Origin of the sequence: Escherichia sp. MOD1-EC5950 (assembly GCF_002965345.1) — a bacterium.
GTDB lineage: Bacteria > Pseudomonadota > Gammaproteobacteria > Enterobacterales > Enterobacteriaceae > Escherichia > Escherichia marmotae.
Map to the genome: position 1 here is coordinate 36,707 of NZ_PTSR01000013.1, position 24,809 is coordinate 61,515.

At 50.9% G+C, this 24,809-nt stretch carries 22 protein-coding genes; 11 read left to right on the plus strand and 11 right to left on the minus strand.

The features are described from left to right. Positions 1-161: 161 nt before the first annotated feature. Positions 162-2,459, minus strand: a complete 2,298-nt coding sequence (gene bglX, locus BEA93_RS14100) for a beta-glucosidase BglX (protein WP_016248961.1) — start codon at positions 2,457-2,459, stop codon at positions 162-164. 195 nt (positions 2,460-2,654) lie between these two features. On the opposite strand from bglX, the gene dld reads away from it, so the two are divergent. Further along, the gene (dld, locus tag BEA93_RS14105; RefSeq protein ID WP_105224992.1) at positions 2,655-4,370 is read left to right on the plus strand and encodes a D-lactate dehydrogenase; all 1,716 of its coding nucleotides are present in this window, start codon (positions 2,655-2,657) and stop codon (positions 4,368-4,370) included. Positions 4,371-5,166: 796 nt separating this feature from the next. On the opposite strand, the gene pbpG is transcribed toward dld, so the two are convergent. Beyond that, positions 5,167-6,096 carry a D-alanyl-D-alanine endopeptidase gene (gene pbpG / locus BEA93_RS14110; RefSeq protein WP_038355335.1) on the minus strand — a complete coding sequence of 310 codons (930 nt, stop codon included), beginning with the start codon at positions 6,094-6,096 and terminating at the stop codon, positions 5,167-5,169. Between the two features lie 173 nt (positions 6,097-6,269). Continuing rightward, entirely contained in the window at positions 6,270-6,857 is a 588-nt protein-coding gene (locus BEA93_RS14115; protein WP_010379386.1) for a Yip1 family protein, read from the minus strand. Between the two features lie 169 nt (positions 6,858-7,026). On the opposite strand from BEA93_RS14115, the gene BEA93_RS14120 reads away from it, so the two are divergent. Continuing rightward, the gene (locus BEA93_RS14120) at positions 7,027-7,596 is read left to right on the plus strand and encodes a DedA family protein (RefSeq protein WP_000365434.1); all 570 of its coding nucleotides are present in this window, start codon (positions 7,027-7,029) and stop codon (positions 7,594-7,596) included. A gap of 26 nt (positions 7,597-7,622) precedes the next feature. On the opposite strand, the gene mdtQ is transcribed toward BEA93_RS14120, so the two are convergent. Continuing rightward, positions 7,623-9,062, minus strand: coding sequence for a multidrug resistance outer membrane protein MdtQ (gene mdtQ / locus BEA93_RS14125; protein WP_105224896.1), 1,440 nt, complete (start codon positions 9,060-9,062; stop codon positions 7,623-7,625). A gap of 223 nt (positions 9,063-9,285) precedes the next feature. Between mdtQ and yohP the strand changes: the two genes are divergently transcribed. Next, positions 9,286-9,369 (plus strand): small membrane protein YohP, encoded by an 84-nt coding sequence (yohP, locus tag BEA93_RS25725; RefSeq protein ID WP_000691708.1) that lies wholly within the window; start codon positions 9,286-9,288, stop codon positions 9,367-9,369. 180 nt (positions 9,370-9,549) lie between these two features. Here the strand turns inward: yohP and dusC are convergent, their stop codons facing one another. Continuing rightward, positions 9,550-10,497: a tRNA dihydrouridine(16) synthase DusC gene (gene dusC / locus BEA93_RS14140; protein ID WP_001264859.1), complete on the minus strand. Its 948-nt coding sequence runs from the start codon at positions 10,495-10,497 to the stop codon at positions 9,550-9,552. 273 nt (positions 10,498-10,770) lie between these two features. On the opposite strand from dusC, the gene BEA93_RS14145 reads away from it, so the two are divergent. From BEA93_RS14145 to preA, 7 genes are all read left to right on the plus strand, one after another. Continuing rightward, entirely contained in the window at positions 10,771-11,169 is a 399-nt protein-coding gene (locus tag BEA93_RS14145; protein WP_001516704.1) for a CidA/LrgA family protein, read from the plus strand. Then, positions 11,166-11,861: a CidB/LrgB family autolysis modulator gene (locus BEA93_RS14150; protein WP_000968214.1), complete on the plus strand. Its 696-nt coding sequence runs from the start codon at positions 11,166-11,168 to the stop codon at positions 11,859-11,861. Before BEA93_RS14145 ends, BEA93_RS14150 begins: the two co-directional genes overlap by 4 nt. 129 nt (positions 11,862-11,990) lie before the next feature. Continuing rightward, complete coding sequence (cdd, locus tag BEA93_RS14155) at positions 11,991-12,875, plus strand: cytidine deaminase (protein WP_000553575.1); 885 nt, start codon at positions 11,991-11,993, stop codon at positions 12,873-12,875. A 195-nt stretch (positions 12,876-13,070) separates the two neighbouring features. Beyond that, positions 13,071-13,790, plus strand: a complete 720-nt coding sequence (sanA, locus tag BEA93_RS14160; RefSeq protein ID WP_000920076.1) for an outer membrane permeability protein SanA — start codon at positions 13,071-13,073, stop codon at positions 13,788-13,790. 2 nt (positions 13,791-13,792) lie between these two features. Then, on the plus strand, positions 13,793-14,032 hold the full coding sequence (locus tag BEA93_RS14165; protein ID WP_105224897.1) for a DUF2542 family protein: 240 nt from the start codon (positions 13,793-13,795) through the stop codon (positions 14,030-14,032). 196 nt (positions 14,033-14,228) lie between these two features. After that, a complete protein-coding gene (locus BEA93_RS14170; protein ID WP_105224898.1) occupies positions 14,229-15,467 on the plus strand; it encodes an NAD(P)-dependent oxidoreductase in 1,239 nt (412 codons plus the stop codon). Continuing rightward, on the plus strand, positions 15,461-16,696 hold the full coding sequence (gene preA, locus BEA93_RS14175; RefSeq protein WP_000956081.1) for an NAD-dependent dihydropyrimidine dehydrogenase subunit PreA: 1,236 nt from the start codon (positions 15,461-15,463) through the stop codon (positions 16,694-16,696). Before BEA93_RS14170 ends, preA begins: the two co-directional genes overlap by 7 nt. 104 nt (positions 16,697-16,800) lie before the next feature. Here the strand turns inward: preA and mglC are convergent, their stop codons facing one another. The 6 genes from mglC to folE all read right to left on the minus strand — a co-directional run bounded on the left by mglC (position 16,801) and on the right by folE (position 23,709). Continuing rightward, the gene (mglC, locus tag BEA93_RS14180; protein WP_001275110.1) at positions 16,801-17,811 is read right to left on the minus strand and encodes a galactose/methyl galactoside ABC transporter permease MglC; all 1,011 of its coding nucleotides are present in this window, start codon (positions 17,809-17,811) and stop codon (positions 16,801-16,803) included. 15 nt (positions 17,812-17,826) lie between these two features. Next, positions 17,827-19,347, minus strand: a complete 1,521-nt coding sequence (gene mglA, locus BEA93_RS14185) for a galactose/methyl galactoside ABC transporter ATP-binding protein MglA (protein ID WP_000255047.1) — start codon at positions 19,345-19,347, stop codon at positions 17,827-17,829. 60 nt (positions 19,348-19,407) lie between these two features. Continuing rightward, on the minus strand, positions 19,408-20,406 hold the full coding sequence (gene mglB / locus BEA93_RS14190) for a galactose/glucose ABC transporter substrate-binding protein MglB (RefSeq protein WP_001036961.1): 999 nt from the start codon (positions 20,404-20,406) through the stop codon (positions 19,408-19,410). 278 nt (positions 20,407-20,684) lie between these two features. Next, entirely contained in the window at positions 20,685-21,725 is a 1,041-nt protein-coding gene (galS, locus tag BEA93_RS14195) for an HTH-type transcriptional regulator GalS (RefSeq protein ID WP_000628623.1), read from the minus strand. A gap of 141 nt (positions 21,726-21,866) precedes the next feature. After that, on the minus strand, positions 21,867-23,024 hold the full coding sequence (gene yeiB / locus BEA93_RS14205; protein ID WP_000440941.1) for a DUF418 domain-containing protein YeiB: 1,158 nt from the start codon (positions 23,022-23,024) through the stop codon (positions 21,867-21,869). 16 nt (positions 23,025-23,040) lie between these two features. Beyond that, the gene (gene folE / locus BEA93_RS14210) at positions 23,041-23,709 is read right to left on the minus strand and encodes a GTP cyclohydrolase I FolE (RefSeq protein ID WP_001139613.1); all 669 of its coding nucleotides are present in this window, start codon (positions 23,707-23,709) and stop codon (positions 23,041-23,043) included. A gap of 257 nt (positions 23,710-23,966) precedes the next feature. Here folE and yeiG point away from each other — a divergent pair, with 257 nt between their 5' ends. Continuing rightward, on the plus strand, positions 23,967-24,803 hold the full coding sequence (gene yeiG, locus BEA93_RS14225; RefSeq protein ID WP_000425472.1) for an S-formylglutathione hydrolase: 837 nt from the start codon (positions 23,967-23,969) through the stop codon (positions 24,801-24,803). The last annotated feature ends 6 nt before the right edge of the window (positions 24,804-24,809 follow it).

Consider the following 24,809-nt stretch of genomic DNA (forward strand, 5'->3'; position numbering starts at 1 on the left):
GCAGAATCAGATAAATACTTAAGAGGGAAATACTGCCCGCGTTTTCCTGCCGGGATGCGGCGTGAGCGCCTTATCCAGTCTACAGGGTGTTTGCAACCTGTAGGCCTGATAAGCGCAGCGCATCAGGCAAAGGGCGCAAACGTCGCGCCCTTCATAAAGAGTTACAGCAACTCAAACTCGCCTTTCTTAACGCGTGCGGAATCAGTGCCGATAAAGACGTTGAACTTGCCGGGTTCGGCGTCATATTTCATCTGCTGATTCCAGAACTTCAACGCCTCAATATCGATCGGGAAGCTGACGGTTTGGGTTTCACCCGGTTTCAGGGTGATTTTCTCAAAGCCTTTCAGTTGTTTCACCGGACGGCTCATAGAAGCCGTCACATCCTGCAAGTACATCTGGACAACCGTCGCCCCTTCGCGTTTGCCGGTATTTGTCACCTGCACGCTGGCGGTCACTTTGCCGTCACGCTTCATGGTCGGCGCAGAAAGTTTCACATCAGAGACGGTGAAAGTGGTATAGCTCAGACCATAACCGAACGGATAAAGCGCCCCGTTTGCTTCATCGAAATAACGTGAAGTGTATTTGTTTGGCTTGTCGGCGTTATACGGACGCCCCGTGTTCAGATGGCTGTAATAAACCGGGATCTGCCCGACAGAACGCGGGAAGGACATCGGCAGCTTGCCAGACGGGTTGTAATCGCCAAACAGCACATCGGCAATCGCATTCCCGCCTTCAGTACCGGCAAACCAGGTTTCCAGAATCGCGTCGGCTTGCTGATCTTCTTTCACCAGCGCCAGCGGGCGACCGTTCATTAACACCAGCACCAACGGTTTACCAGTGGCTTTCAGGGCAGCAATCAAATCGCGCTGGCTTTGCGGGATGGTGATATCGGTACGGCTGGAGGCTTCGTGCGCCATCCCCTGAGCTTCACCGACCACAGCCACCACCACATCAGCTTGTTTCGCGGTCTGCACCGCTTCATCAATCATCTCTTGCGGCGAGCGCGGATCGACTTTTACCGCTTCTTCATACTGATTCAGGAAGTCTATAATGCCTTTATCACTGGTAACGTTCGCACCTTTGGCATACAGCACTTTACCGTTTTCACCAACGGCATTTTTAATCCCGGTTAGCACAGTCACGGATTGATCGACGACACCTGCTGCCGACCAGCTTCCCATTACGTCACGTTTGCTGTCGGCCAGTGGGCCAACCACCGCAATGGTTGCTGATTTTTTCAGCGGTAACGTTTCGAGACGGTTTTTCAGCAACACCAGGCTTTCGCGCGCCACTTCACGTGCTTCTTTGCGGTGCAAACGGCTTTCGGCATTGGTATCCGCCGGGTCAGACTCTTTCGGCCCAAGATGGCTGTACGGATCGTTAAACAACCCCATATCGTATTTAACGTTCAACACGTGGCGAGTGGCGTCATCCAGTTCTTCCATCGTCACTTTGCCGGATTTGATCAAACCAGGCAGATACTTCGAGTAATACTCGTCACTCATGCTCATATTGATACCGGACTTAAGCGCCACCCGCACCGCATCTTCCGGGTCTGCCGCCGTGCCGTGTTTGATCAGCTCTTTGATTGCACCATGATCGGAAACCGTGATGCCTTTAAAACCCCACTGATCGCGCAGAACATCTTTCAGCAACCAGGAATCGGAAGTTGCCGGTGTACCATTGAGCGAGTTCAGCGCCACCATCACCGCGCCGCTGCCTGCATCCAGCCCCGCTTTGTACGGCGGCATATAATCATTAAACAGACGCTGCGGACTCATATCGACGGTGTTGTACTCTTTACCGCCTTCTACCGCACCGTAAGCAGCGAAGTGTTTAACGCTGGTCATCACCGAGTAGCGATCTGCCGGACTTTTGCCCTGCATCGCTTCAACCATAGTTTTACCCATAATTGAGGTGAGATACGTATCTTCGCCAAAACCTTCGGAAGCTCGTCCCCAGCGCGGATCGCGCGAGACGTCGACCATCGGCGCCCAGGTCATGTTCAGGCCATCGTCTGCCGCTTCATAAGCTGAAACGCGCCCCACGGTTTTCACTGCATCGAGGTTAAAAGAGGACGCCAGACCAAGGCTAATCGGGAAAACGGTACGCTGACCGTGCAGCACATCGTAGGCAAAGAAGAGAGGAATTTTCAGGCGGCTTAGTTCCATCACCTGATCCTGCATGGCGCGGATATCCTGGCGAGTCACGGTGTTAAAAATCGCCCCCACCTGCCCATCTTTGATCATCTCGCGGATCGCCTCTTTCGGGTTATCCGGGCCAACGCTGATTAAACGAAGCTGACCAATTTTCTCATCAACCGTCATTTTCTTGAGCAGATCGGTGACGAATGCATCCCGCGCTTCGGGCGTTAATGGATGGTTGCCGAACAAATCATCCGCCAGTGCTGGTTGTAGGGCCAGACTCACCGCGATACCTACTGAACATAGCCATTTCATATGGATTTTTCTTCCTCTGTTGCCCGACGTGGCAGCGAAAATGGTGCAAAAACCGTAGTTTGCCATAAGCATGATGGAGAGAGAAAAAGAATGCTCTGTTTATTGTCTGAATTTTCAAAATATTCACTCGCTGAATTGTCGTACAAGGCGCTATTCTAGTTTGTGATGTTTTTTCGCCACCACAAGGAGTGGAAAATGTCTTCCATGACAACAACTGATAATAAAGCCTTTTTGAATGAACTTGCCCGCCTGGTGGGTCATTCACACCTGCTCACCGATCCCGCAAAAACGGCCCGCTATCGCAAGGGCTTCCGCTCCGGTCAGGGCGACGCGCTGGCCGTTGTTTTCCCAGGCTCGCTACTGGAGTTGTGGCGGGTACTGAAAGCCTGCGTCATCGCTGACAAAATTATTCTGATGCAAGCCGCCAATACCGGCCTGACCGAAGGCTCCACGCCAAACGGTAACGATTATGATCGCGATATCGTTATCATCAGCACCCTGCGACTCGACAAACTGCACGTTCTCGGCAAGGGTGAGCAAGTGCTGGCATATCCTGGCACCACGCTTTATTCGCTGGAAAAAGCCCTGAAACCATTGGGGCGCGAACCGCACTCGGTGATTGGTTCATCCTGCATTGGCGCATCAGTCATCGGGGGGATCTGTAACAACTCCGGCGGCTCGCTGGTACAGCGTGGTCCGGCGTATACCGAAATGTCGTTGTTCGCGCGCATTGATGAAAACGGCAAACTGACGCTGGTCAACCATCTGGGGATTGATCTGGGCGAAACGCCGGAGCAGATCCTCAGCAAACTGGATGACGATCGCATCAAAGATGACGATGTACGCCACGATGGCCGCCACGCCCACGATTATGATTATGTTCACCGCGTGCGTGACATCGAAGCCGACACCCCCGCACGTTATAACGCTGACCCGGATCGACTGTTTGAAGCCTCCGGCTGCGCCGGTAAGCTGGCGGTATTCGCGGTACGTCTCGACACTTTCGCAGCAGAGAAAAATCAGCAGGTGTTTTATATCGGCACCAATCAGCCGGAAGTCCTGACTGAAATCCGCCGCCATATTCTGGCCAATTTTGAAAATCTGCCGGTTGCCGGGGAATACATGCACCGGGATATCTACGATATCGCGGAAAAATACGGCAAAGACACCTTCCTGATGATCGATAAACTTGGCACCGACAAGATGCCACTCTTCTTTAATATCAAAGGGCGTACCGATGCGATGCTGGAAAAAGTAAAATTCTTCCGCCCGCATTTTACCGACCGTGCGATGCAGAAATTCGGCCATCTGTTCCCCAGCCATTTGCCCCCGCGTATGAAAAGCTGGCGTGATAAATATGAACATCATCTGCTGTTAAAAATGGCGGGCGATGGCATTGGCGAAGCCAAATCCTGGCTGGTGGATTATTTCAAACAGGCGGAAGGTGATTTCTTTGTCTGTACGCCGGAGGAAGGCAGCAAAGCATTTTTGCACCGTTTCGCAGCAGCAGGTGCGGCAATTCGTTATCAGGCGGTGCATTCTGATGAAGTCGAAGACATTCTGGCACTGGATATCGCTCTGCGTCGTAATGACACCGAGTGGTATGAGCATTTGCCGCCGGAGATCGATAGCCAGTTAGTGCATAAACTCTATTACGGCCATTTTATGTGTTACGTCTTCCACCAGGATTACATCGTTAAAAAAGGTGTGGATGTGCATGCGTTGAAGGAGCAGATGCTGGAACTATTGCAGCAGCGCGGCGCACAATATCCCGCCGAACATAACGTTGGTCATTTGTATAAGGCACCGGAGACGCTGCAGAAGTTTTATCGCGAGAACGATCCGACCAACAGTATGAACCCGGGGATCGGTAAAACCAGCAAGCGAAAAAACTGGCAGGAAGTAGAGTAAATACGGCTGGATGCCTGATGCAGATGTAGGCCAGATAAGATGCGCAGACATCGCATCAGGCACGGCCACCTAATACCGGATGCGCCGTGAACGCCTTATCCGGCCTACGGACGCGTCACGTTTGTAGGCCTGATAAGATGCGCAGGCATCGCATCAGGTACGGCCACCTAATGCCGGATGCGCCGTGAACGCCTTATCCTGCCTACGGACACGTCACGTTTGTAGGCCTGATAAGATGCGCAGGCATCGCATCAGGCACGGGCACCTAATGCCGGATGCGCCGTGAACGCCTTATCCGGCCTACGGACGCGTCACATTTGTAGGCCTGATAAGATGCGCAGGCATCGCATCAGGCACGGCCACCTAATACCGGATGCGCCGTGAACGCCCTATCAGGCCTACGGACGCGTCACGTTTGTAGGCCTGATAAGATGCGCAGGCATCGCATCAGGTACGGGCACCTAATGCCGGATGCGCCGTGAACGCCTTATCCGGCCTACGGATGCGTCACGTTTGTAGGCCTGATAAGATGCGCAGGCATCGCATCAGGCACGGGCACCTAATGCCGGATGCGGCGTGAACGCCTTATCCTGCCTACGGACGCGTCACGTTTGTAGGCCTGATAAGATGCGCAGGCATCGCATCAGGCACGGGCATCTAATGCCGGATGCGGCGTGAACGCCTTATCCTGCCTACGGACGCGTCACGTTTGTAGGCCTGATAAGATGCGCAAGCATCGCATCAGGCACGGGCACCTAATACCGGATGCGCCGTGAACGCCTTATCCTGCCTACCCTTAATCGTTCTGAGCCGTCTGCCCAGCCGCCATCTGGGCGGCTTTTTGTTTTTTATAGCTCAACGCCGCTGCCGGAACAGGCATCACTTTGCCGGTTTCAATCCACGTGCGTAAACGACTCGCATCGGCAAAATGGGTATATTTGCCAAATGCATCCATCACCACCAACGCCACCGGTTTATTATTGAAGACCGTACGCATCACCAGGCAATGCCCCGCCGCATTAGTAAAACCGGTTTTGGTTAACTGGATATTCCAGTTATCGCGATACACCAGGTGGTTAGTATTACGGAATGGCAAGGTATAAGCCGGGTTTGAGAAGGTCGCCATCTCTTCGCGAGTGGTACTTAACTGACCAATCAACGGATACTGTTTGGTGGCAATCAGCAGTTTGGTTAAATCACGGGCAGTTGAAACGTTATGCACCGACAATCCGGTCGGTTCAACGAAGCGCGTGTTGTTCATTCCGAGAGATTTCGCTTTCGCATTCATCGCATTAATAAATGCGTTATAGCCACCAGGATAATGGTGCGCCAGGCTTGCCGCTGCGCGGTTTTCTGAAGACATCAGCGCCAACAACAGCATCTCTTTGCGGCTGATTTCGCTGTTCAGTCGCACGCGCGAATAAACGCCTTTCATCTCTGGCGTCTGGCTGATATCCACTTTCAGTTTTTCATCCAGCGGCAATCGTGCGTCAAGCACCACCATCGCAGTCATTAATTTGGTAATTGAAGCAATCGGACGCACCAAATCCGGGTGGTTCGAATAGATCACTTTGTTGGTATTGAGATCAACAATCATCGCACTACCGGAGGCAATTTCCGGCTGCGAAGCTGTAGTCGCGGCTGCAGTTTTGGCAACGGCCTGAGGCGCAAAAGGCACAGCCAGCATCAGGGCCAGGCTAAATAAAGAAACTCGAAATTTCGGCATGATGAGCATTCAGATAGTGGTTCACGCGCATGGGTTGCGCACCGCCGGAGTAAGGATTTACTGAGGCTGGCGAGGCCATCATAACGAGCAAAAAGTGCGATCGTCAAAGGAGAATCGTGAGGAAATGCTGCATTGCTGATATTTACGCCAACAATGCAGCACAAAAGAACTTTCTAGAACAGGCGATAACCGTAACCCCACAGAATAACGGTAATGGCGAGCAGCACTTCCAGCACCAGCACGCCAATCGCCAGTGTCGAACTGGAGAAGCTAAGACCTTCCTCTTTGTTGATATTCAGGAAGCTTGGAATACCGAGATAAAGCAGATAGCCGGTGTAAAACAGCGCCACCGTTCCCACCAGCGCACACAGCCAGACCAACGGGTAAAGCGCCACCAGGCCGCTTAAAAACAGCGGTGTTGCAACGTAGCCCGCGAAAACCATACAGTGCGCAAGCGACGGGCGCTGTGGGTAATTGCGTGCCATCCACCAGATGACCCGTCCCATCACTGCCACCCCAGCCAGCATAACGCCATAAAACAAGACAGCCAGCGCCAGTCCGGTAAACCAGGATAACTTCAGGATAGTGCCATCGCCAAAATTCCAGCCGATTTGTGTAGTGCCAATAAAGGCGCAGATCACCGGGATCGCCGCCATCAGCAGAACGTGGTGGGTGTAGTGATGAGAAATCGTTTCGTTTTCACGATTAATCACCTGCATTTCACGATCGGGATGGGAAAACAGTCCCCAGACATGGCTCATACCGCCCCCTTGTTGTGAGTTCATGAACCTGACAGTTCAAGTATAAGTCAGCTTGTGGTTGTTTTTTGTTCTGACGCAAAATTTGCGTCGCGTGATAAAACGCCTTCTCCTGCGTAAACAATTCACAGGGTGTATGCTTACAGACAATCAAATGGAGACAGACCGACCTATGGATCTCAATACACTCATCTCACAATATGGTTATGCCGCGCTGGTGCTCGGTAGTCTGGCAGAGGGTGAAACCGTGACATTGCTGGGAGGCGTTGCGGCACATCAGGGATTATTAAAATTCCCACTGGTGGTTCTTTCTGTGGCGCTTGGCGGCATGATTGGCGACCAGGTGCTTTATCTGTGCGGACGGCGATTTGGCGGCAAACTGTTACGCCGTTTATCAAAACATCAGGACAAAATTGAGCGCGCACAAAAGCTGATCCAGCGCCATCCTTATCTGTTTGTCATCGGCACGCGTTTTATGTACGGCTTTCGGGTGATTGGCCCAACGCTAATCGGTGCCAGCCAGCTCCCACCGAAAATCTTTCTGCCACTGAATATTCTCGGCGCGCTGGCCTGGGCGCTGATTTTTACCGCTATTGGTTACGCGGGAGGCCAGGTGATTGCGCCGTGGCTGCACAATCTCGATCAGCATTTGAAACACTGGATTTGGTTGATTCTGGTCGTGGTTCTGGTGGTTGGCGTGCGCTGGTGGCTGAAACGGCGTGGGAAGAGAAACGCTGGATAAACCTAACGTCCCCACAGGCATACTCATCAGCTACGTTTATAACCACCACCCAGCGCACCGGTGAGCTGAATGGACGCATCCAGCCATTGCCCTTGCAAAAGCAGACCGTTCGCCCGTTCACGGAGCGCCGGGATTCGGGCTTCGCTGATGCGAGAACCTGCGATGATACCTGCGTTAAAACGCGCCTGCGCCAGACCAACTACCCGCAGGGCATCGCGCTCAATTTGCGCCTGATGCTGATTTTTCTCCGCCAGTGTCTGAACCTGAGTTGCTGCCCGCGCCACGTCATTCACCGCTTCAACCACCGCTTTGTTGTAACTGGCGATCGACAAATTGCTTTCGGCTTTCACAATATCAAGGTTGGCGTTAAGACGACCACTATCGAAAATAGGTAGCGTCAGACCTGCCGTAACGCCCATTTGCTGCGCAGAATGACGGAACAAATCGCTTAAGTGCAGCGCATCTTGTTGCAGAAAGGCCATCAGGTTGATGTCGGGGTAAAAGGCAGCTTTTGCCGCATCGATGGTGCTTAAGGATGATGCAACGTACCAGTGTGCCGCCTGTAAGTCTGCCCGGCGAGCCAGCAAAGAATAGCCCAGGTCGTCAGGAAGTTTGCTTTCCACTTTGGGCAGCGCAACCGGATGCAGTTTTAAGGCGCTCGTCTGGCTGTTAGTCAGCGCAGTTAGCCGCGCCTCAATAATTTTCATTTTCCCCGCGACATCGTTGAGCTGTTGCCGGGTTTTGCTGGCATTGATATCGGTTTCGACACCTTCAACCGACGAGGTAATGCCGCGCAGATATAACTGGCGGTCGGTCGCGATAATCGTGTTCTGCTCTTTTTCGATTTGCTGCAAGACAGTGTTTAAAGCTGCCAGGGTTTGCCACTCCCAGTACAAACGAGCCACACTGCCTGCCAGCAATTGCCGGGTCTGCTCGCGTTCTGCCGCCTGCGCTTTTACCGTACCGAGGCGCGCAGTCACTTCCGCCCGATTCTTTCCCCAGATATCGAGATGCCAGCCCGCCATTAAACCAAAGGTGCCGTTGGTGTACCAGGGGCCGGTAGTGCCTGCGGCAGGATCGTCCAGGGCAAACGGCCCCATTAACCCTTCTGCCGACATTTTTTGCCGTTCCATATCCGCAGAAAAATCGAGCTGTGGACCATCCTGGGCGGCGACGGCCTTCGCCTGTGCTTCAGCCAGTTGAATGCGCTGTTCAGCAACCTGCATATCCGGCGCGTTCTGTATGGCATTATTAATTAAGGAAGTGAGTTGATTATCGTGATGTTCCAGCCACCACTGACTGTCCGGCCAGCCGTTTTTCAGAGATACCGGTAATGCGGTGTCAACATGTGTGGCGGGCGTTTGCTGGCTTAAAGCCTGGCGTGTTTCATGCATAGGCGCACACCCGGCCAGAGTAAGTAACAACGGAAAACAGGCAATTGCCGGATAAAAGGAATCACGATTCATGGGGGAGTAATCAGGTAAGAAAAGGTGCGCGGAGATTACCGTGTGTTGCGATATATTTTTTAGTTTCGCGTGGCAATACATCAGTGGCAATAAAACGACATATTCAGAAAAATATAAAGTAAGTGAATGATATTCTCCGATTTATCTTAATTCTTTATGAATGGCGGCAAAGGGTTTTGTTTTTTCCTATACTTATTTAGCACTCACAAATAAAGGAACGCCAATGAAAATTATACTCTGGGCAGTATTGATTATTTTCCTGATTGGGCTACTGGTGGTGACTGGCGTATTTAAGATGATATTTTAAAATTAATTAATGTCATCAGCTCCGAAAATAACGAGGATATTTCAGTCTCTCATCCTGTTGCGCCCCTGTCATGTACATTGCTTCATATAATCACTGGCGCAAGGAGCACGCAGGGGGTGGATAATCACCTCCTCCCCCTGCCCCCCGGCTTATCCCTTATGACTATCGGGTCGATGATTTTTAGAGTTTTTCTATATCAATCGCCTGAATAGCCCTTGCAATATCAGGGGAATTATTCAACACCCGAACATGATGAAATAAATCCGTTGCTTCATCATATTCTTTACGCAAATAACTCAACCACTGCTTAATCCGTGCGACGTGATATAACCCGGTATCGCCCTGTTTTTCCAGACGGGTATATTTTTGCAGCAATGCAACGACCTCCGGCCACGGCATCCGCGGTTCGTTATATTTCACCACTCGGCTCAGGTTAGGAATATTAAGCGCCCCACGCCCAATCATCACCGCGTCACAACCGCTGATAGCTATACATTGTTGCGCACTCTGCCAGTCCCAGATTTCTCCGTTGGCAATAACCGGAATGGCCAATCGCTGACGAATATCGCCTATCGCCTGCCAGTCGATATGCTCCGCACGGTAACCCTGCTCCTTTGTCCGCCCATGAACGACCAGTTCCGTAGCCCCAGCCTGCTGGACAGCATCGGCAATTTCAAACTTCTTATCACCGCTGTCCCAACCAAGCCGCACTTTCACACTGACGGGTAAATGCGCCGGTACAGCTTCGCGCATCGCTTTTGCACCCTGATAGATAAGTTCAGGATCTTTGAGTAACGTTGCCCCGCCGCCACTGCCGTTAACCGTTTTCGACGGGCAACCGCAGTTGAGATCCACGCCCCAGGAACCCAACTCCACCGCACGGGCGGCGTTCTCTGCTAACCATTGCGGGAACTGCCCCAGCAGTTGTACCCGCACCAGTGTCCCGGAAGGCGTTCGACTGGCGTTTTGCAGCTCAGGACAAATGCGATGAAAAACTTTTACCGGCAGCAGTTGATCCACCACGCGGACAAATTCGGTGATGCACAGATCGTAGTCATTAACTTCGGTCAGTAATTCACGCACCAGGGAGTCAAGCACACCCTCCATCGGTGCCAGTAACACACGCATATCATCACCCGCAAAAAAATGAGGCGCTATGGTAGCGCCTCCGGTCAACGGATTAAAGGTCTGCAGAGAGGGATTGCTGCAAACTACAATCCCTCTCTATGCTTGATGTATGGCTGGCGCGCTTTCTGATCTGCAAAAGTATGGTATGCCTGAGTTCGCTGCTCACATCGTCATGCCCTGGCGCGAAAAATAAGCGATGTTTTCTTAATGTGATCGGTAGCACATTTTATAGATTAATTGTATGATGAATCCATCTCATCTGGGGTGTTGATTATGAGTAAGACACTGAACATTATCTGGCAATATTTACGCGCTTTTGTCCTGATTTATGCCTGCCTGTATGCAGGCATTTTCATTGCTTCCCTGCTACCGGTAACCATTCCGGGCAGCATCATCGGGATGCTAATCCTGTTTGTCCTGCTGGCCTTGCAAATTCTTCCGGCGAAGTGGGTCAATCCGGGGTGTTACGTACTGATTCGCTATATGGCACTGTTGTTTGTGCCAATTGGCGTAGGCGTAATGCAATATTTTGATTTGCTACGCGCACAGTTTGGCCCGGTGGTGGTTTCCTGTGCCATTAGTACGCTGGTGGTTTTTCTGGTGGTGAGCTGGAGTTCGCACCTGGTACACGGTGAACGTAAAGTCATAGGTCAGAAAGGATCAGAAAAATGATGGCGAATATCTGGTGGTCATTACCGCTGACATTGATTGTCTTTTTTGCCGCCCGCAAACTGGCAACACGGTATAAGTTTCCGTTGCTTAACCCGTTGCTGGTGGCAATGGTGGTGATCATTCCTTTTTTAATGCTGACCGGCATCTCTTACGACAGCTACTTTAAAGGTAGCGAAGTGTTAAACGATCTGTTGCAACCGGCGGTGGTCGCACTGGCCTATCCTTTATATGAACAACTGCACCAGATCCGCGCGCGCTGGAAATCCATCATCACTATCTGTTTTATCGGTAGCGTGGTCGCGATGGTGACGGGGACTTGCGTAGCATTGTTGATGGGCGCTTCACCGGAAATCGCTGCATCAATATTACCGAAATCGGTTACCACACCAATTGCGATGGCCGTTGGTGGCAGTATTGGCGGTATTCCGGCAATCAGCGCGGTTTGTGTGATTTTTGTCGGTATTTTGGGTGCGGTGTTTGGTCATACGCTACTCAATGCGATGCGTATTCGTACCAAAGCAGCGCGTGGCCTGGCGATGGGGACGGCCTCTCACGCCCTCGGAACAGCGCGCTGTGCCGAGCTGGATTATCAGGAAGGCGCATTTAGTTCGCTGGCGTTGGTGTTATGCGGGATTATTACCTCGCTGGTTGCACCATTTCTTTTCCCGATTATTCTGGCAGTAATGGGCTAAAATTTGCGATGCGTCGCGCATTTTTGATGTAAGTTTCACGCGTTGCATAATTAATGAGATTCAGATCACATATAAAGCCATGATGGGTTCGTAAACTGTTATCCCATTACATGATTATGAGGCAACGCCATGCATCCACGTTTTCAAACTGCTTTTGCCCAACTTGCGGATAACTTGCAATCTGCACTGGAACCCATTCTGGCAGATAAGTATTTCCCCGCGTTGTTGACCAGAGAGCAGGTCTCTTCGCTGAAGAGCGCAACGGGGCTGGACGAAGACGCGCTGGCTTTCGCACTGCTACCACTGGCGGCGGCCTGTGCCCGCACGCCATTGTCGAATTTTAATGTTGGTGCCATTGCGCGCGGCGTGAGTGGAACCTGGTATTTTGGTGCCAATATGGAATTTATTGGCGCAACAATGCAGCAAACCGTTCATGCCGAACAAAGCGCAATCAGCCACGCCTGGCTGAGCGGTGAGAAAGCGCTCGCGGCCATCACCGTTAACTACACACCTTGTGGTCACTGCCGTCAGTTTATGAACGAACTGAACAGCGGGCTGGATCTACGCATTCATCTGCCGGGCCGCGAAGCGCATGCGCTGCGTGACTATTTGCCGGATGCCTTTGGGCCGAAAGATCTGGAGATTAAGACACTGCTGATGGACGAGCAGGATCACGGCTATGCGCTGACTGGCGATGCGCTTTCTCAGGCGGCAATTGCCGCGGCCAACCGTTCGCACATGCCTTACAGCAAGTCTCCAAGCGGCGTGGCGCTGGAATGCAAAGACGGTCGTATTTTCAGTGGTAGCTATGCTGAAAACGCCGCATTCAACCCAACTCTACCGCCGTTGCAGGGCGCATTAATTCTGTTAAATCTCAAAGGTTATGATTACCCGGATATTCAGCGGGCGATTCTGGCAGAAAAAGCCGATGCGCCGCTGGTTCAGTGGGATGCAACCTCGGCAACGCTGAAAGCTCTCGGTTGTCACAATATCGACCGCGTGCTTCTCGCTTAAGCCCGCTGCCGGATGCGGCGTGAACGCCTGATCCGGCCTACAGAGTGCAAAATTTCGTAGGCCGGATAAGCGTAGCGCATCCGGCATTTCTACTCACCCTGGTGTCGAAAATCCCGGCAAACAGTTTGCCGTTTCTTGCGCAAAGCCCACAGGTAAAGTAGCCTGATTGAAATTCCCCAAGATCGAGTTTTCAGCATGTTAAAGCGCGTGTTCTACAGCCTGTTAGTCCTGATCGGCTTGCTGCTGTTGACAGTGCTCGGCCTCGACCGCTGGATGAGCTGGAAAACTGCGCCTTATATCTACGATGAATTGCAGGATCTCCCCTACCGCCAGGTCGGCGTGGTACTTGGCACGGCAAAATATTATCGTACTGGGGTGATTAATCAGTATTACCGCTACCGTATTCAGGGTGCAATAAATGCCTATAACAGCGGTAAGGTGAATTATCTATTACTTAGCGGTGATAACGCATTACAGAGTTATAACGAACCGATGACCATGCGCAAAGATTTAATTGCCGCTGGCGTCGATCCGGCTGATATTGTTCTCGACTACGCCGGTTTTCGTACCCTGGATTCCATCGTGCGTACACGCAAGGTGTTCGATACCAACGACTTCATTATTATTACTCAGCGCTTCCACTGTGAGCGGGCATTATTTATCGCTCTGCATATGGGTATTCAGGCGCAGTGTTATGCCGTACCGTCACCAAAAGATATGTGGTCAGTACGTATTCGCGAATTTGCCGCCCGCTTCGGTGCGCTGGCTGACCTTTATATTTTTAAACGTGAACCGCGCTTTTTAGGACCACTGGTCCCTATTCCGGCAATGCACCAGGTGCCCGAAGATGCGCAGGGTTATCCCGCCGTCACGCCAGAACAGTTACTTGAATTACAAAAGAAACAAGGAAAGTAGTTATGGATGTTCAGCAGTTTTTTGTCATTGCCGTTTTTTTCCTTATCCCGGTATTTTGTTTTCGCGAAGCATGGAAAGGCTGGTGTGCTGGCGCAATTGATAAACGGGTTAAAAATGTGCCGGAACCGGTGTATGTCTGGCGTGAAAAAAATCCCGGTCTCTTCTTTGCTTATATAGTGGCGTATAGCGGCTTCGGTATTTTATCCATCGGTATGATTATTTATCTTATTTTTTACCGATAATATTATTTCTCGCCCACTGTTAACTATTGAGAATAATTATTATTTCCCCCGCTAAGCTGCGGATATAACATTCTGAACCGCAGCTATTTGTGAATCTTTTCACAGTTTAAATTCCCCCGCACGCTTAGCCTTAATATCAGCACGTTATATTTACTATACGTTCGCCTTAATTACCCATAGCATTAAGGAAGATCACATGCCGCAACAAAATTATCTGGATGAACTCACTCCGGCTTTTACGCCTTTACTGGCGATTAAAGAAGCCTCTCGTTGTTTATTATGCCACGACGCCCCTTGCAGCCAGGCGTGCCCGGCGCAAACCGATCCGGGAAAATTTATTCGCTCAATCTATTTTCGTAATTTTAAAGGCGCTGCCGAGACTATTCGCGAAAATAATGCCCTCGGTGCCGTTTGTGCCAGAGTGTGCCCCACAGAAAAATTATGCCAGAGCGGTTGTACCCGCGCAGGTGTCGATGATCCGATTGATATTGCTCGCTTACAGCGTTTTGTTACTGATTTCGAACAACAAACCGGAATGGAAATTTATCAACCGGGCAGTAAGACGCTTGGTAAAGTAGCGGTTATCGGTGCTGGCCCTGCTGGGCTGCAGGCCAGCGTGACGCTAACCAACCTGGGTTACGACGTCACGGTTTACGAAAAAGAAGTACAACCAGGCGGCTGGTTGCGTAACGGCATTCCACAATTCCGTTTGCCGCAGTCGGTGCTGGATGCGGAAATCACCCGTATCGAAAAAATGGGTGTGACTATTAAGTGCAACTGTGAAATTGGCAAAACGCTCTCGCTGGAGCAACTGAAAGCAGAAAACCGCGCGGTACTGGTAACCGTGGGGTTATCGCGTGGTTCCACCCTGCCGCTGTTTGAGCATAGCGACGTTGAGATTGCCGTCGATTTCCTGCAACGCGCACGCCTGGCACAAGGCGATATCAGCATTCCACAAAGCGCATTAATTATTGGCGGCGGCGATGTCGCGATGGACGTTGCCAGTACGCTGAAAGTTCTCGGTTGTCCGGCGGTGACCTGCGTGGCGCGTGAAGAGTTAGATGTGTTTCCGGCAAGCAAGAAAGAGTTCACCGGTGCTCAGAAATTGGGGGTATCGATTATCGATGGCTTTACGCCTGTGGCGGTAGATGGCAATAAAGTGACGTTTAAACATGTTCGTTTACCGGGCGAGCTGACGATGGCGGCAGACAAAATTATTCTCGCCATCGGTCAACATGCCGAACTTACCGCTTTTGCTACACTGGAACCCCAACGTAACACTATCGAAACGAAAAATTACCAGACCCGTGACCCGCAACTGTTTGCCGCTGGCGATATTGTTGAGGGTGATAACACCGTGGTCTATGCCGTGAAGACCGGGAAAGAAGCCGCCGAGGCGATCCATCACTATTTAGAGGGAGCTTGCTCATGTTAACGAAAGATCTTTCTATTACCTTTTGCGGCGTGAAGTTTCCCAACCCGTTCTGCCTCTCTTCTTCGCCAGTAGGCAATTGCTATGAGATGTGTGCCAAAGCCTACGACACCGGCTGGGGCGGCGTGGTATTCAAAACTATTGGCTTTTTTATCGCTAACGAGGTTTCGCCACGTTTTGATCATCTGGTGAAAGAAGATACCGGTTTTATTGGCTTCAAAAATATGGAGCAGATTGCCGAACATCCGCTGGAAGAGAATCTGACCGCTCTGCGTCGGCTGAAAGAGGATTACCCGGACAAAGTGCTGATCGCCTCGATCATGGGGGAAAATGAGCAACAATGGGAAGATCTGGCGCGTCTGGTGCAAGAAGCTGGCGCGGATATGATCGAATGTAATTTCTCCTGCCCGCAGATGACTTCTCATGCGATGGGTAGCGATGTCGGGCAAAGCCCGGAACTGGTAGAGAAATATTGTCGGGCGGTGAAACGTGGTTCAACGCTGCCGATGCTGGCGAAGATGACGCCGAATATCGGTGATATGTGCGAAGTGGCGCTGGCGGCTAAGCGTGGCGGTGCAGATGGCATTGCAGCGATTAACACCGTTAAATCCATCACCAATATCGATCTGAATCAGAAAATCGGTATGCCGATCGTTAACGGTAAATCGAGTATTTCCGGTTATTCCGGTAAAGCGGTGAAACCGATCGCCCTGCGCTTTATTCAGCAAATGCGCACGCATCCGGAGCTGCGCGATTTCCCGATCAGCGGTATTGGCGGCATTGAAACCTGGGAAGACGCGGCAGAGTTTTTATTGCTCGGCGCGGCTACACTGCAGGTGACCACCGGAATTATGCAGTACGGTTATCGGATTGTGGAAGATATGGCGAGCGGGTTATCGCATTATCTTGCCGATCAGGGATTTGACTCGTTACAGGAGATGGTGGGTCTGGCGAATCACAATATTGTCCCGGCGGAAGATTTAGACCGCAGTTATATCGTCTATCCCCATATCAATCTTGATAAGTGTGTCGGCTGCGGGCGCTGTTATATTTCCTGCTACGACGGTGGTCACCAGGCGATGGAATGGGATGAGAAAACACGCACGCCACATTGTAATACCGAGAAATGCGTCGGTTGTTTGCTTTGCGGTCACGTTTGCCCGGTTAGCTGTATTGATCTCGGGGAAGTGAAGTTTAAGAAGGGAGAGAAAGAACATCCGGTAACGTTGTAGGACGGATAGTAGGACGGATAAGACGCACCAGCGTCGCATCCGACATTTGACACCAACTGCCGGATGCGGCGTAAACGTCGCATCCGGTAATGCCCAAATTCACATCACTTCTTACGCGCGTACTTCAGGGAATCCAGCGCCACGGCGAAGATAATGATCGCCCCTTTGATGATGTACTGCCAGTACGGGTTGACGCCGATATAGGTCAGACCGTAGTTGATGACCGTAAAGATAATGACCCCGGTCACCACGCCAATGACCGTACCCACGCCGCCGCTAAACGATACACCGCCCACCACGCACGCCGCGATAGCATCCAGCTCATACATAAAGCCGAGGTTGTTGGTGGCAGAGCCGATACGTCCGGCTTCTAACATCCCACCAAAGGCATAGAACACGCCAGACAACGCATAAATCATCAGCAGATTCAGGCCGACGTTAACACCAGAAACTTTCGCCGCTTCCGGGTTGCCGCCAATAGCAAAAATATTCTTGCCGAAACGGGTTTTGTTCCACAGCACCCAGACAAACGCCACGGCAATCAGCGCGTAGAAGGTGATGTAAGATAGCCGGAAACTCCCCAGCGCAATAAACCCCTGGGCAAAGGTGGAGAAGCCGCTATCAAAACCGGAAATCGGTGACGCACCAACAAAGTCGTAATAGAGCGAGTTGATACCGTAGACGATAATCATCGTGCCGAGCGTGGTAATGAACGGCGTCACGTTGAGGTAAGCGATAATCAGACCGTTGATCAAACCGATAACCGCGCCAATGGCACAGACTATCAGAATAACCAGCGCAATCGGCATGGTCGCCATTTCGGGGAATACTTTGTTGGCGTTATCCATCGATTGTAACAAGGTAGCCGCCACCACCGCCGCCAGCCCTACCTGACGACCAGCAGAAAGGTCAGTTCCCTGGGTGACAATTAACCCTGCCACGCCGAGCGCGATAATAATACGCACCGATGATTGGGTAAGAATATTACTTAAGTTCAACAGACTTAAGAATGTTGGGTCCTGGAAAATAATAATAGCCAGCAAAACTAAAAGAACGACGTAAATACCACCTTCTTTCAGGTAAGTAAGAAAACTTTTCTTATTTAACGCACTCATGGGAAGCCCCTAATCTTAAAGGTGCAAAGACGCAAGACGCAGAATTTCGTTTTGCGTTGTTGTTTTTGTATCGACAATGCCGGAAACGAGACCATTGCTCATTACCAGAATACGGTCCGTTATCCCTAACAACTCTGGCATTTCAGAGGAGATAATAATTATCCCCTTGCCTTTTTTCGCCAGCTCGGCAATTAATTGATAAATTTCAAACTTCGCGCCAACATCAATGCCACGCGTCGGTTCATCGAGCATTAATATTTCCGGTTGCGTTAGCAGCCAGCGCCCAATAATGACTTTTTGCTGATTACCGCCGGAGAGTGAACCAATTTGCGTACGATGACCCGGCGTTTTTACCCTCATCGAATCAATGACCCACTGGGTGTCGCTTTTCATCCGCGAATTATCCAGCAGCCCCACTTTGTTTTTGTAGTTGCGAATATTAGAAATTAACGAGTTAAAGCCAATATCCAGGTAAGCATAAATCCCCGTTGAGCGGCGCTCTTCGGTGACCAGCGCGAACCCATGGTTAATGGCTTCGTTGGCATTATGGTTATTAATCTTTTTGCCGTGCAGTGTAATGGTGCCGGAAGATTTCTCACGGATCCCAAACAAGGTTTCGACAATATCGGTACGTTTCGCACCTACCAGCCCGGCAATACCGAGGATCTCCCCTTTATGCAGATCAAACGAGACATCGCGAATTGACGGCTGACGCAGTGACGTCAGGTTACGCACTTCAAGGATCACTTCGCCAGGTTTGTTTTGCTTATCCGGGAAACGCTGATTAAGAGAACGGCCAACCATCATGGCGATGATCTTGTCCATCGTCAGCCCCGCCAGCGGCTCGGTAGCGATCCACTGTCCGTCGCGCAGTACGGTGACTTCATCACATAACTGGAATATCTCTTCCATTTTATGCGAGATATAGACAATACCGCAGCCGCGTTCTTTTAATTTACGAATAATGGTAAACAGATGATTGACTTCTTTTTCAGTTAATGAAGAAGTTGGTTCATCCATAATGACTATTTTCGCGTTATAGGAAAATGCTTTGGCGATTTCAATCATCTGCATTTGTGAAACGGACAACGTACCAACGCGCGCACGCGGATCGATATCAATATCCAGTTCGTCAAATATCGCTTTGGTTTCGCGGTACATTTTATCCTGGTCGACAAACATCCCTTTGGTGGGATATCGCCCCAACCACATGTTGTCCATGACCGAACGCTGTAATACCAGGTTTAACTCCTGGTGTACCATCGAAATACCATTTTCCAGGGCTTCTTTGGCTGAGTGAAAATCGATTTCCTTACCCTGGAATAAAATAGTGCCGGAGTCTTTTTGATAGATACCAAACAGGCATTTTAATAATGTCGATTTTCCTGCGCCATTCTCCCCCATTAACGCATGAATGGAGTGTGGTCGCACTTTTAAATTAACGTTATCAAGTGCCTTAACGCCGGGAAAAGACTTGTTGATACCGCTCATTTCCAACAAGTATTCTCCTGATGACGGAGTCGTTGAGCTGACCATATAATTTTACCTTGTTGGCCATACAATAAGGGCGCAGTGAATGACTGCGCCCAATCAGTCTTATTTCTTGCTGAATTCAGCCAGATTGTCTTTATCTACGCCAACATAAGGAACGCGGACAACTTTATTGTCGATTTTCCAGTTGGTGCCGTCAGCGGCTCCCTTGCCATCAGCCAGATTTTTCGCCAGATCAAAGGTCGCTTTCGCCTGGTTGTTAGCATCGTTCAGCACGGTGCCAGCCAGTGCACCAGATTTCACCAGTGCCAGAGCTTCTGGCAGCGCATCGACGCCAAACACCGGAATGCTGGACTTGTTGTGTGCTTTCAGAGCTTCAACCGCGCCCATTGCCATCGCATCGTTGTTTGCGATAACCACTTCGATTTTGTTGGCGTTCGGGCCAGACAGCCAGGCGTCCATCTTATCTTTCGCCTGAGCGGTATCCCACATTGCGGTATCTAACTGTAACTGTTCAGTTTTAATGCCTTTGTCATTTAGCTCTTTGATGACATACGTAGTGCGCGCTTCTGCATCCGGATGACCCGGTTCGCCTTTCAGCAGTACGAACTGAATCTGACCGTCTTTGTTGAGATCCCAACCCTGATTCGCCGCCCAGTGTTTAGCAATCAAATCGCCCTGAATAATCCCGGATTCTTTCGAATCGGTGCCAACGTAGTAGGCTTTGTCGTAACTATCCAGCGCCTTACGGGAAGGTTCTTTATTGAAGAAAACGATTGGCACGTTTTGTCCGCGCGCTTTCTCAATCACCGTACCCGCAGCAGCCGGGTCAACCAGGTTGATTGCCAGCGCCTTCACCCCTTTCGCCAACAGCACGTCAATCTGATCGTTCTGCTTGGACTGATCATTCTGTGAATCATTCATCAGCAACTGGACGTCTGGCGCGGCTTTCGCATCTTGTTCGATAGCCTTACGCACTACAGACATAAAGTTATCGTCATATTTATAAATCGTCACACCAATACGGGTATCAGCAGCGTGTGCAGCGGCACCGAATAACATGCTGGCCATCACAGCAGACAGGGTTAACACCTTCTTATTCATGGTATCTCCGGTTTTTCTTATGCAGGGTAGTGCTTGAGATAAATGCTCGGCGGGGCAGTATGGTTAATGAAGTGTTACTGAACGCCGAAGCTCACGTTTTAAAATTCGTTCTTCCATGTCCGGTAACGCTCCAGAAAACAGCTTTAATTGTTGTTATGACGCTATACCTCGATAAAAGTGAATTTCCACTGTTACACATAGGTTACAACGTTAAAACGGTGCAATCATAACTACTGCATTGTTAACATACTGTGAAATCACTCACAGATTGAAAGCGGTTACATCGCGTGATTTGTTGAGTTAGTGATCGCCGCCGCATTCTGGCGTATAGCAACAGAATGACGACGCACTAACGTCGGCATAAAACAGTGACTGGCACGCAGATCAATGTTGCCTGCGGCCCCCTGTAATGCCAGTTCGGTGGCCATTTTCGCCATTGAAGCAATGGGATAACGTACGGTTGTTAACTGCGGGTCGGTGTAACGGGCGATGGGGATATCATCAAAACCGATGATCGAGAGATGTAACGGAATAGCAATACCATTGTCTTTTAACGCTGTCAGTGCGCCAGCGGCCATATTGTCGTTATAGGCGAACACCGCGGTGAGTTGCAGATTACGCCCCAGCAGTTCAACCATCGCAGCTTCGCCGCCGGGCATATCTGGTGTACCGGTGCCGATCCAACTCTCTGGCGGAACAATATCCTGCTCTTTCAGCGCGCTCATCCAACCGGCTTTGCGCATCGCGTCATCTTCAATACCGTGGCTGGAAGAAAGATAACCAATACGCTGATGACCGTTATTCAGTAACATGCGCGTCGCCATTCGGGCACCGCTGATATTATCCAGGCAGACGCAGCGATGGGCGTAACCCGGCACAACGCGATTGATTAACACCATGCCGGGAATGTTGTCCATAAACTGCACCAGTTCGTCGTCACTTAACGCTTTTGAGTGAACGATCAACGCATTACAACGCTGGCGGATTAGCACCTCAATGGCGTGCCGCTCTTTTTCCGCTTCATGATAGCTATTGCCGATTAGCACATATTTCTGGTGTTGCTGGGCGACAAGATCAACGGCTTTCACCAGCGCACCGAAAAAGGCGTCGGAGACATCCATCACTACCACGCCAATAGTCTCGCTCACCTGAGTTGCCAGCGCCTGGGCATTGGCGTTTGGTCGGTAGTCCAACTCGCTCACTGCTTTCATAACCGCTTCACGCGTGTCCGCACTTACCAGAGCGCTGTTATTTAGCACCCGGGAAACCGTTGCCACAGAGACGCCAGCCTGACGCGCTACATCACGAATGGTGATCATATTCACTACCTGTTGTGAGATTGCAGTAAGTTACTGCTTGCTGGCGGCTATTTTGTCAGCACTGAATACAGGACTTCGTGAATCGAGTCACAGCAATGGAAACGGTTACAACCATTTTGTTAATGAATGTGATCCAGATCGTTATCTGGATGTTTTGGATAATGCAGGTCCGGCAGCGCGCAAGGTTAACTGACGCCATAACCATTCTACCGGCCCCTGGCGGAAGTAACGCAACCAGATAACAGAGAAGAGAATATTCGCCAGCCATACTGGAATAACAAACACCAGCAGTTCCAGACGGTCAAACTGCATAAACAAACCGAGGTGGTAAAACAGTGTGGTACAAATCAGCGTTTGCAGCAGGTAGTTGGTCAGCGCCATCCGCCCAACGCAAGCAATCGCCAGCACCAGCTTAAAGCGGCTTAATTGCGGCCAAAAGCCGAACAGTAACGAGGCATAGCCAATCGCCTGAAATGGCGCACTCAGTTCTCGTGGCATCTGGAGTAAGAAGGCGCACCAGCGATATGCCCAGTCCAGCCGCCATTGTAGTGCGATAGCAGGAAGGTTAATCATCACCCCAATAGCCACCAGCACAAAACCGGTACGGCGATAGTGGCGCAGGCTGTACTGCCCTTTCAACCAACCACTACGCATCAATGCCGCGCCAATCAACATCATCCCCGCCAGTTGCCAGCCATACTGCGCTCCCAGGGCCAGCAAACTGTTCCCTACCCCGTCGGCGCGGTTACTGATGGCTTCAACGCCGCCGTGAAGTTTCCAGTATTTTTCATACAAAATGGCGGATGCATCCGGTGTCCAGGCACGGCTGGTCTGGCTATCGGAAATCACCCCCAACAACAGCAAAACACCAAGCCCTATCAGATAAAGCATGACGCCGGTGTTAAACAGGCTTTTTACCGATGGCGCATCGCGCACCAGTCGCCAACTGATTAAGCCCACCAACCCGTAAGCCAGCAGGATATCGCCGTCCCAGAATAATAAACCGTGAATAAAGCCCAGCAAGACCAGCAGTGTTAGACGTGACTGGATCCAACGTCTGCCACGCGGCAGCAACATTTGCAGACCGGCACCAAACAGCAACGCAAAAAGCGTGAGGAATTTCACCTGGCCGATAAGATCGAGAAAAGCCCAGCTCCAGGCATCCTGCGGTGTAATGGTGCCGTACCAGGCGGGATTGAGATAAGCCGCCTTTGGGAGTCCAAAGGCGCTGATGTTGAGAAGCAGGATCCCCAGAATGGCGACGCCGCGAACAAAATCGAGCGTGACGTTGCGCTCCATGGTTCCTGCCTTTTAATCAGTTGTGATGACGCACAGCGCGCAAAAATTCGTGGCGCGTATTCTGACTGGATTTGAACAAACCACCGAGGGAAGTCGTTGTCGTGGCGCTGGTCGCGTCGCGAATACCACGCGCTTTTACGCAGTAATGCACCGCGTCGATAGAGACCGCCACGTTATTGGTGCCCAGCAGCGTTTGTAGCGCAATGAGAATTTGCTGGGTCAGACGTTCCTGTACCTGCGGACGCTGGGCAAAGAACTGCACAATGCGGTTAATTTTCGACAGGCCGATGACCGAATCTTTCGGGATGTAGGCCACCGTCGCTTTGCCATCAATAGTGACAAAATGGTGTTCACAAGTGCTGGTCAGGGTGATATCGCGCACGGTGACCATTTCATCGACCTTCATTTTATTTTCAATGAGGGTGATTTTCGGGAAGTTGGCGTAATCCAGACCGGAGAAAATTTCATCGACATACATTTTGGCGATGCGATGCGGCGTTTCCATCAAACTGTCATCAGCCAGGTCGAGATTCAATAACTGCATGATTTCGGTCATATGACCGGCAATAAGGCTTTTGCGCGTTTCGTTATCCATTTCATGCACGGGCGGGCGTAGCGGTGTTTCAAGTCCTCGCGCAACCAACGCTTCATGAACCAGGGCCGCTTCTTTACTGAGTGATGGCATTTATGATTTCTCCTGCAGGTGTGACGCCTCCGCCCTGCGTGGGGGCAAAGTTATTAAGCTGATTCGCAGCCTGATTATTGTGCGTGAGGTGGCGCACATAATCCAGTATTCACAGCGATAATTATTGTAATTGCCGCTGCCTTTCAGCCGTAGATGTTAAAACATCGTTATGCATATGCGGAAGTGAAAGTTACTCACAACACACTGAATAAACGGTATGATGAAAAAATTGCAAACAACATAACAAGGAGCCACGCATGGAAATGCTCGAAGAGCATCGCTGTTTTGAAGGCTGGCAGCAACGCTGGCGACATGACTCCAGTACCTTAAACTGCCCGATGACGTTCAGTATCTTTCTCCCACCCCCCCGCGATAACGCCCCGCCGCCGGTGCTGTACTGGCTTTCAGGCTTAACCTGTAATGATGAAAACTTCGCCACCAAAGCAGGTGCCCAGCGCGTGGCGGCAGAACTGGGGATTGTACTGGTAATGCCAGACACCAGCCCGCGTGGCGAACATGTTGCCAATGACGACGGCTATGATTTAGGCCAGGGTGCCGGGTTTTATCTTAACGCCACGCAACCGCCGTGGGCGGCACATTACCGGATGTATGATTATCTGCGTGATGAATTACCAGCACTGATTCAGTCGCAATTTAACGTCAGCAATCGCTGCGCCATCAGCGGCCATTCGATGGGAGGTCATGGTGCTCTGATTATGGCGCTGAAAAATCCGGGCAAATATACCAGCGTTTCCGCCTTTGCGCCGATTGTGAATCCGTGCAGCGTTCCGTGGGGAATCAAAGCATTTAGCACCTATCTGGGTGAGGATAAAAATGACTGGGTGGCATGGGACAGTTGTGCGCTGATGTACGCCAGCAATGCGCAGGATGCGATCCCGACGCTGATTGATCAGGGTGATAACGATCAGTTTCTTGCCGACCAGTTACAACCCGCCGTGTTGGCAGAAGCCGCGCGCCAGAAAGCGTGGCCGATGACGCTGCGTATTCAGCCGGGTTATGATCACAGCTATTACTTCATTGCTTCTTTTATAGAGGATCATCTGCGCTTCCATGCGCAGTATTTACTGAAGTGACAGTCC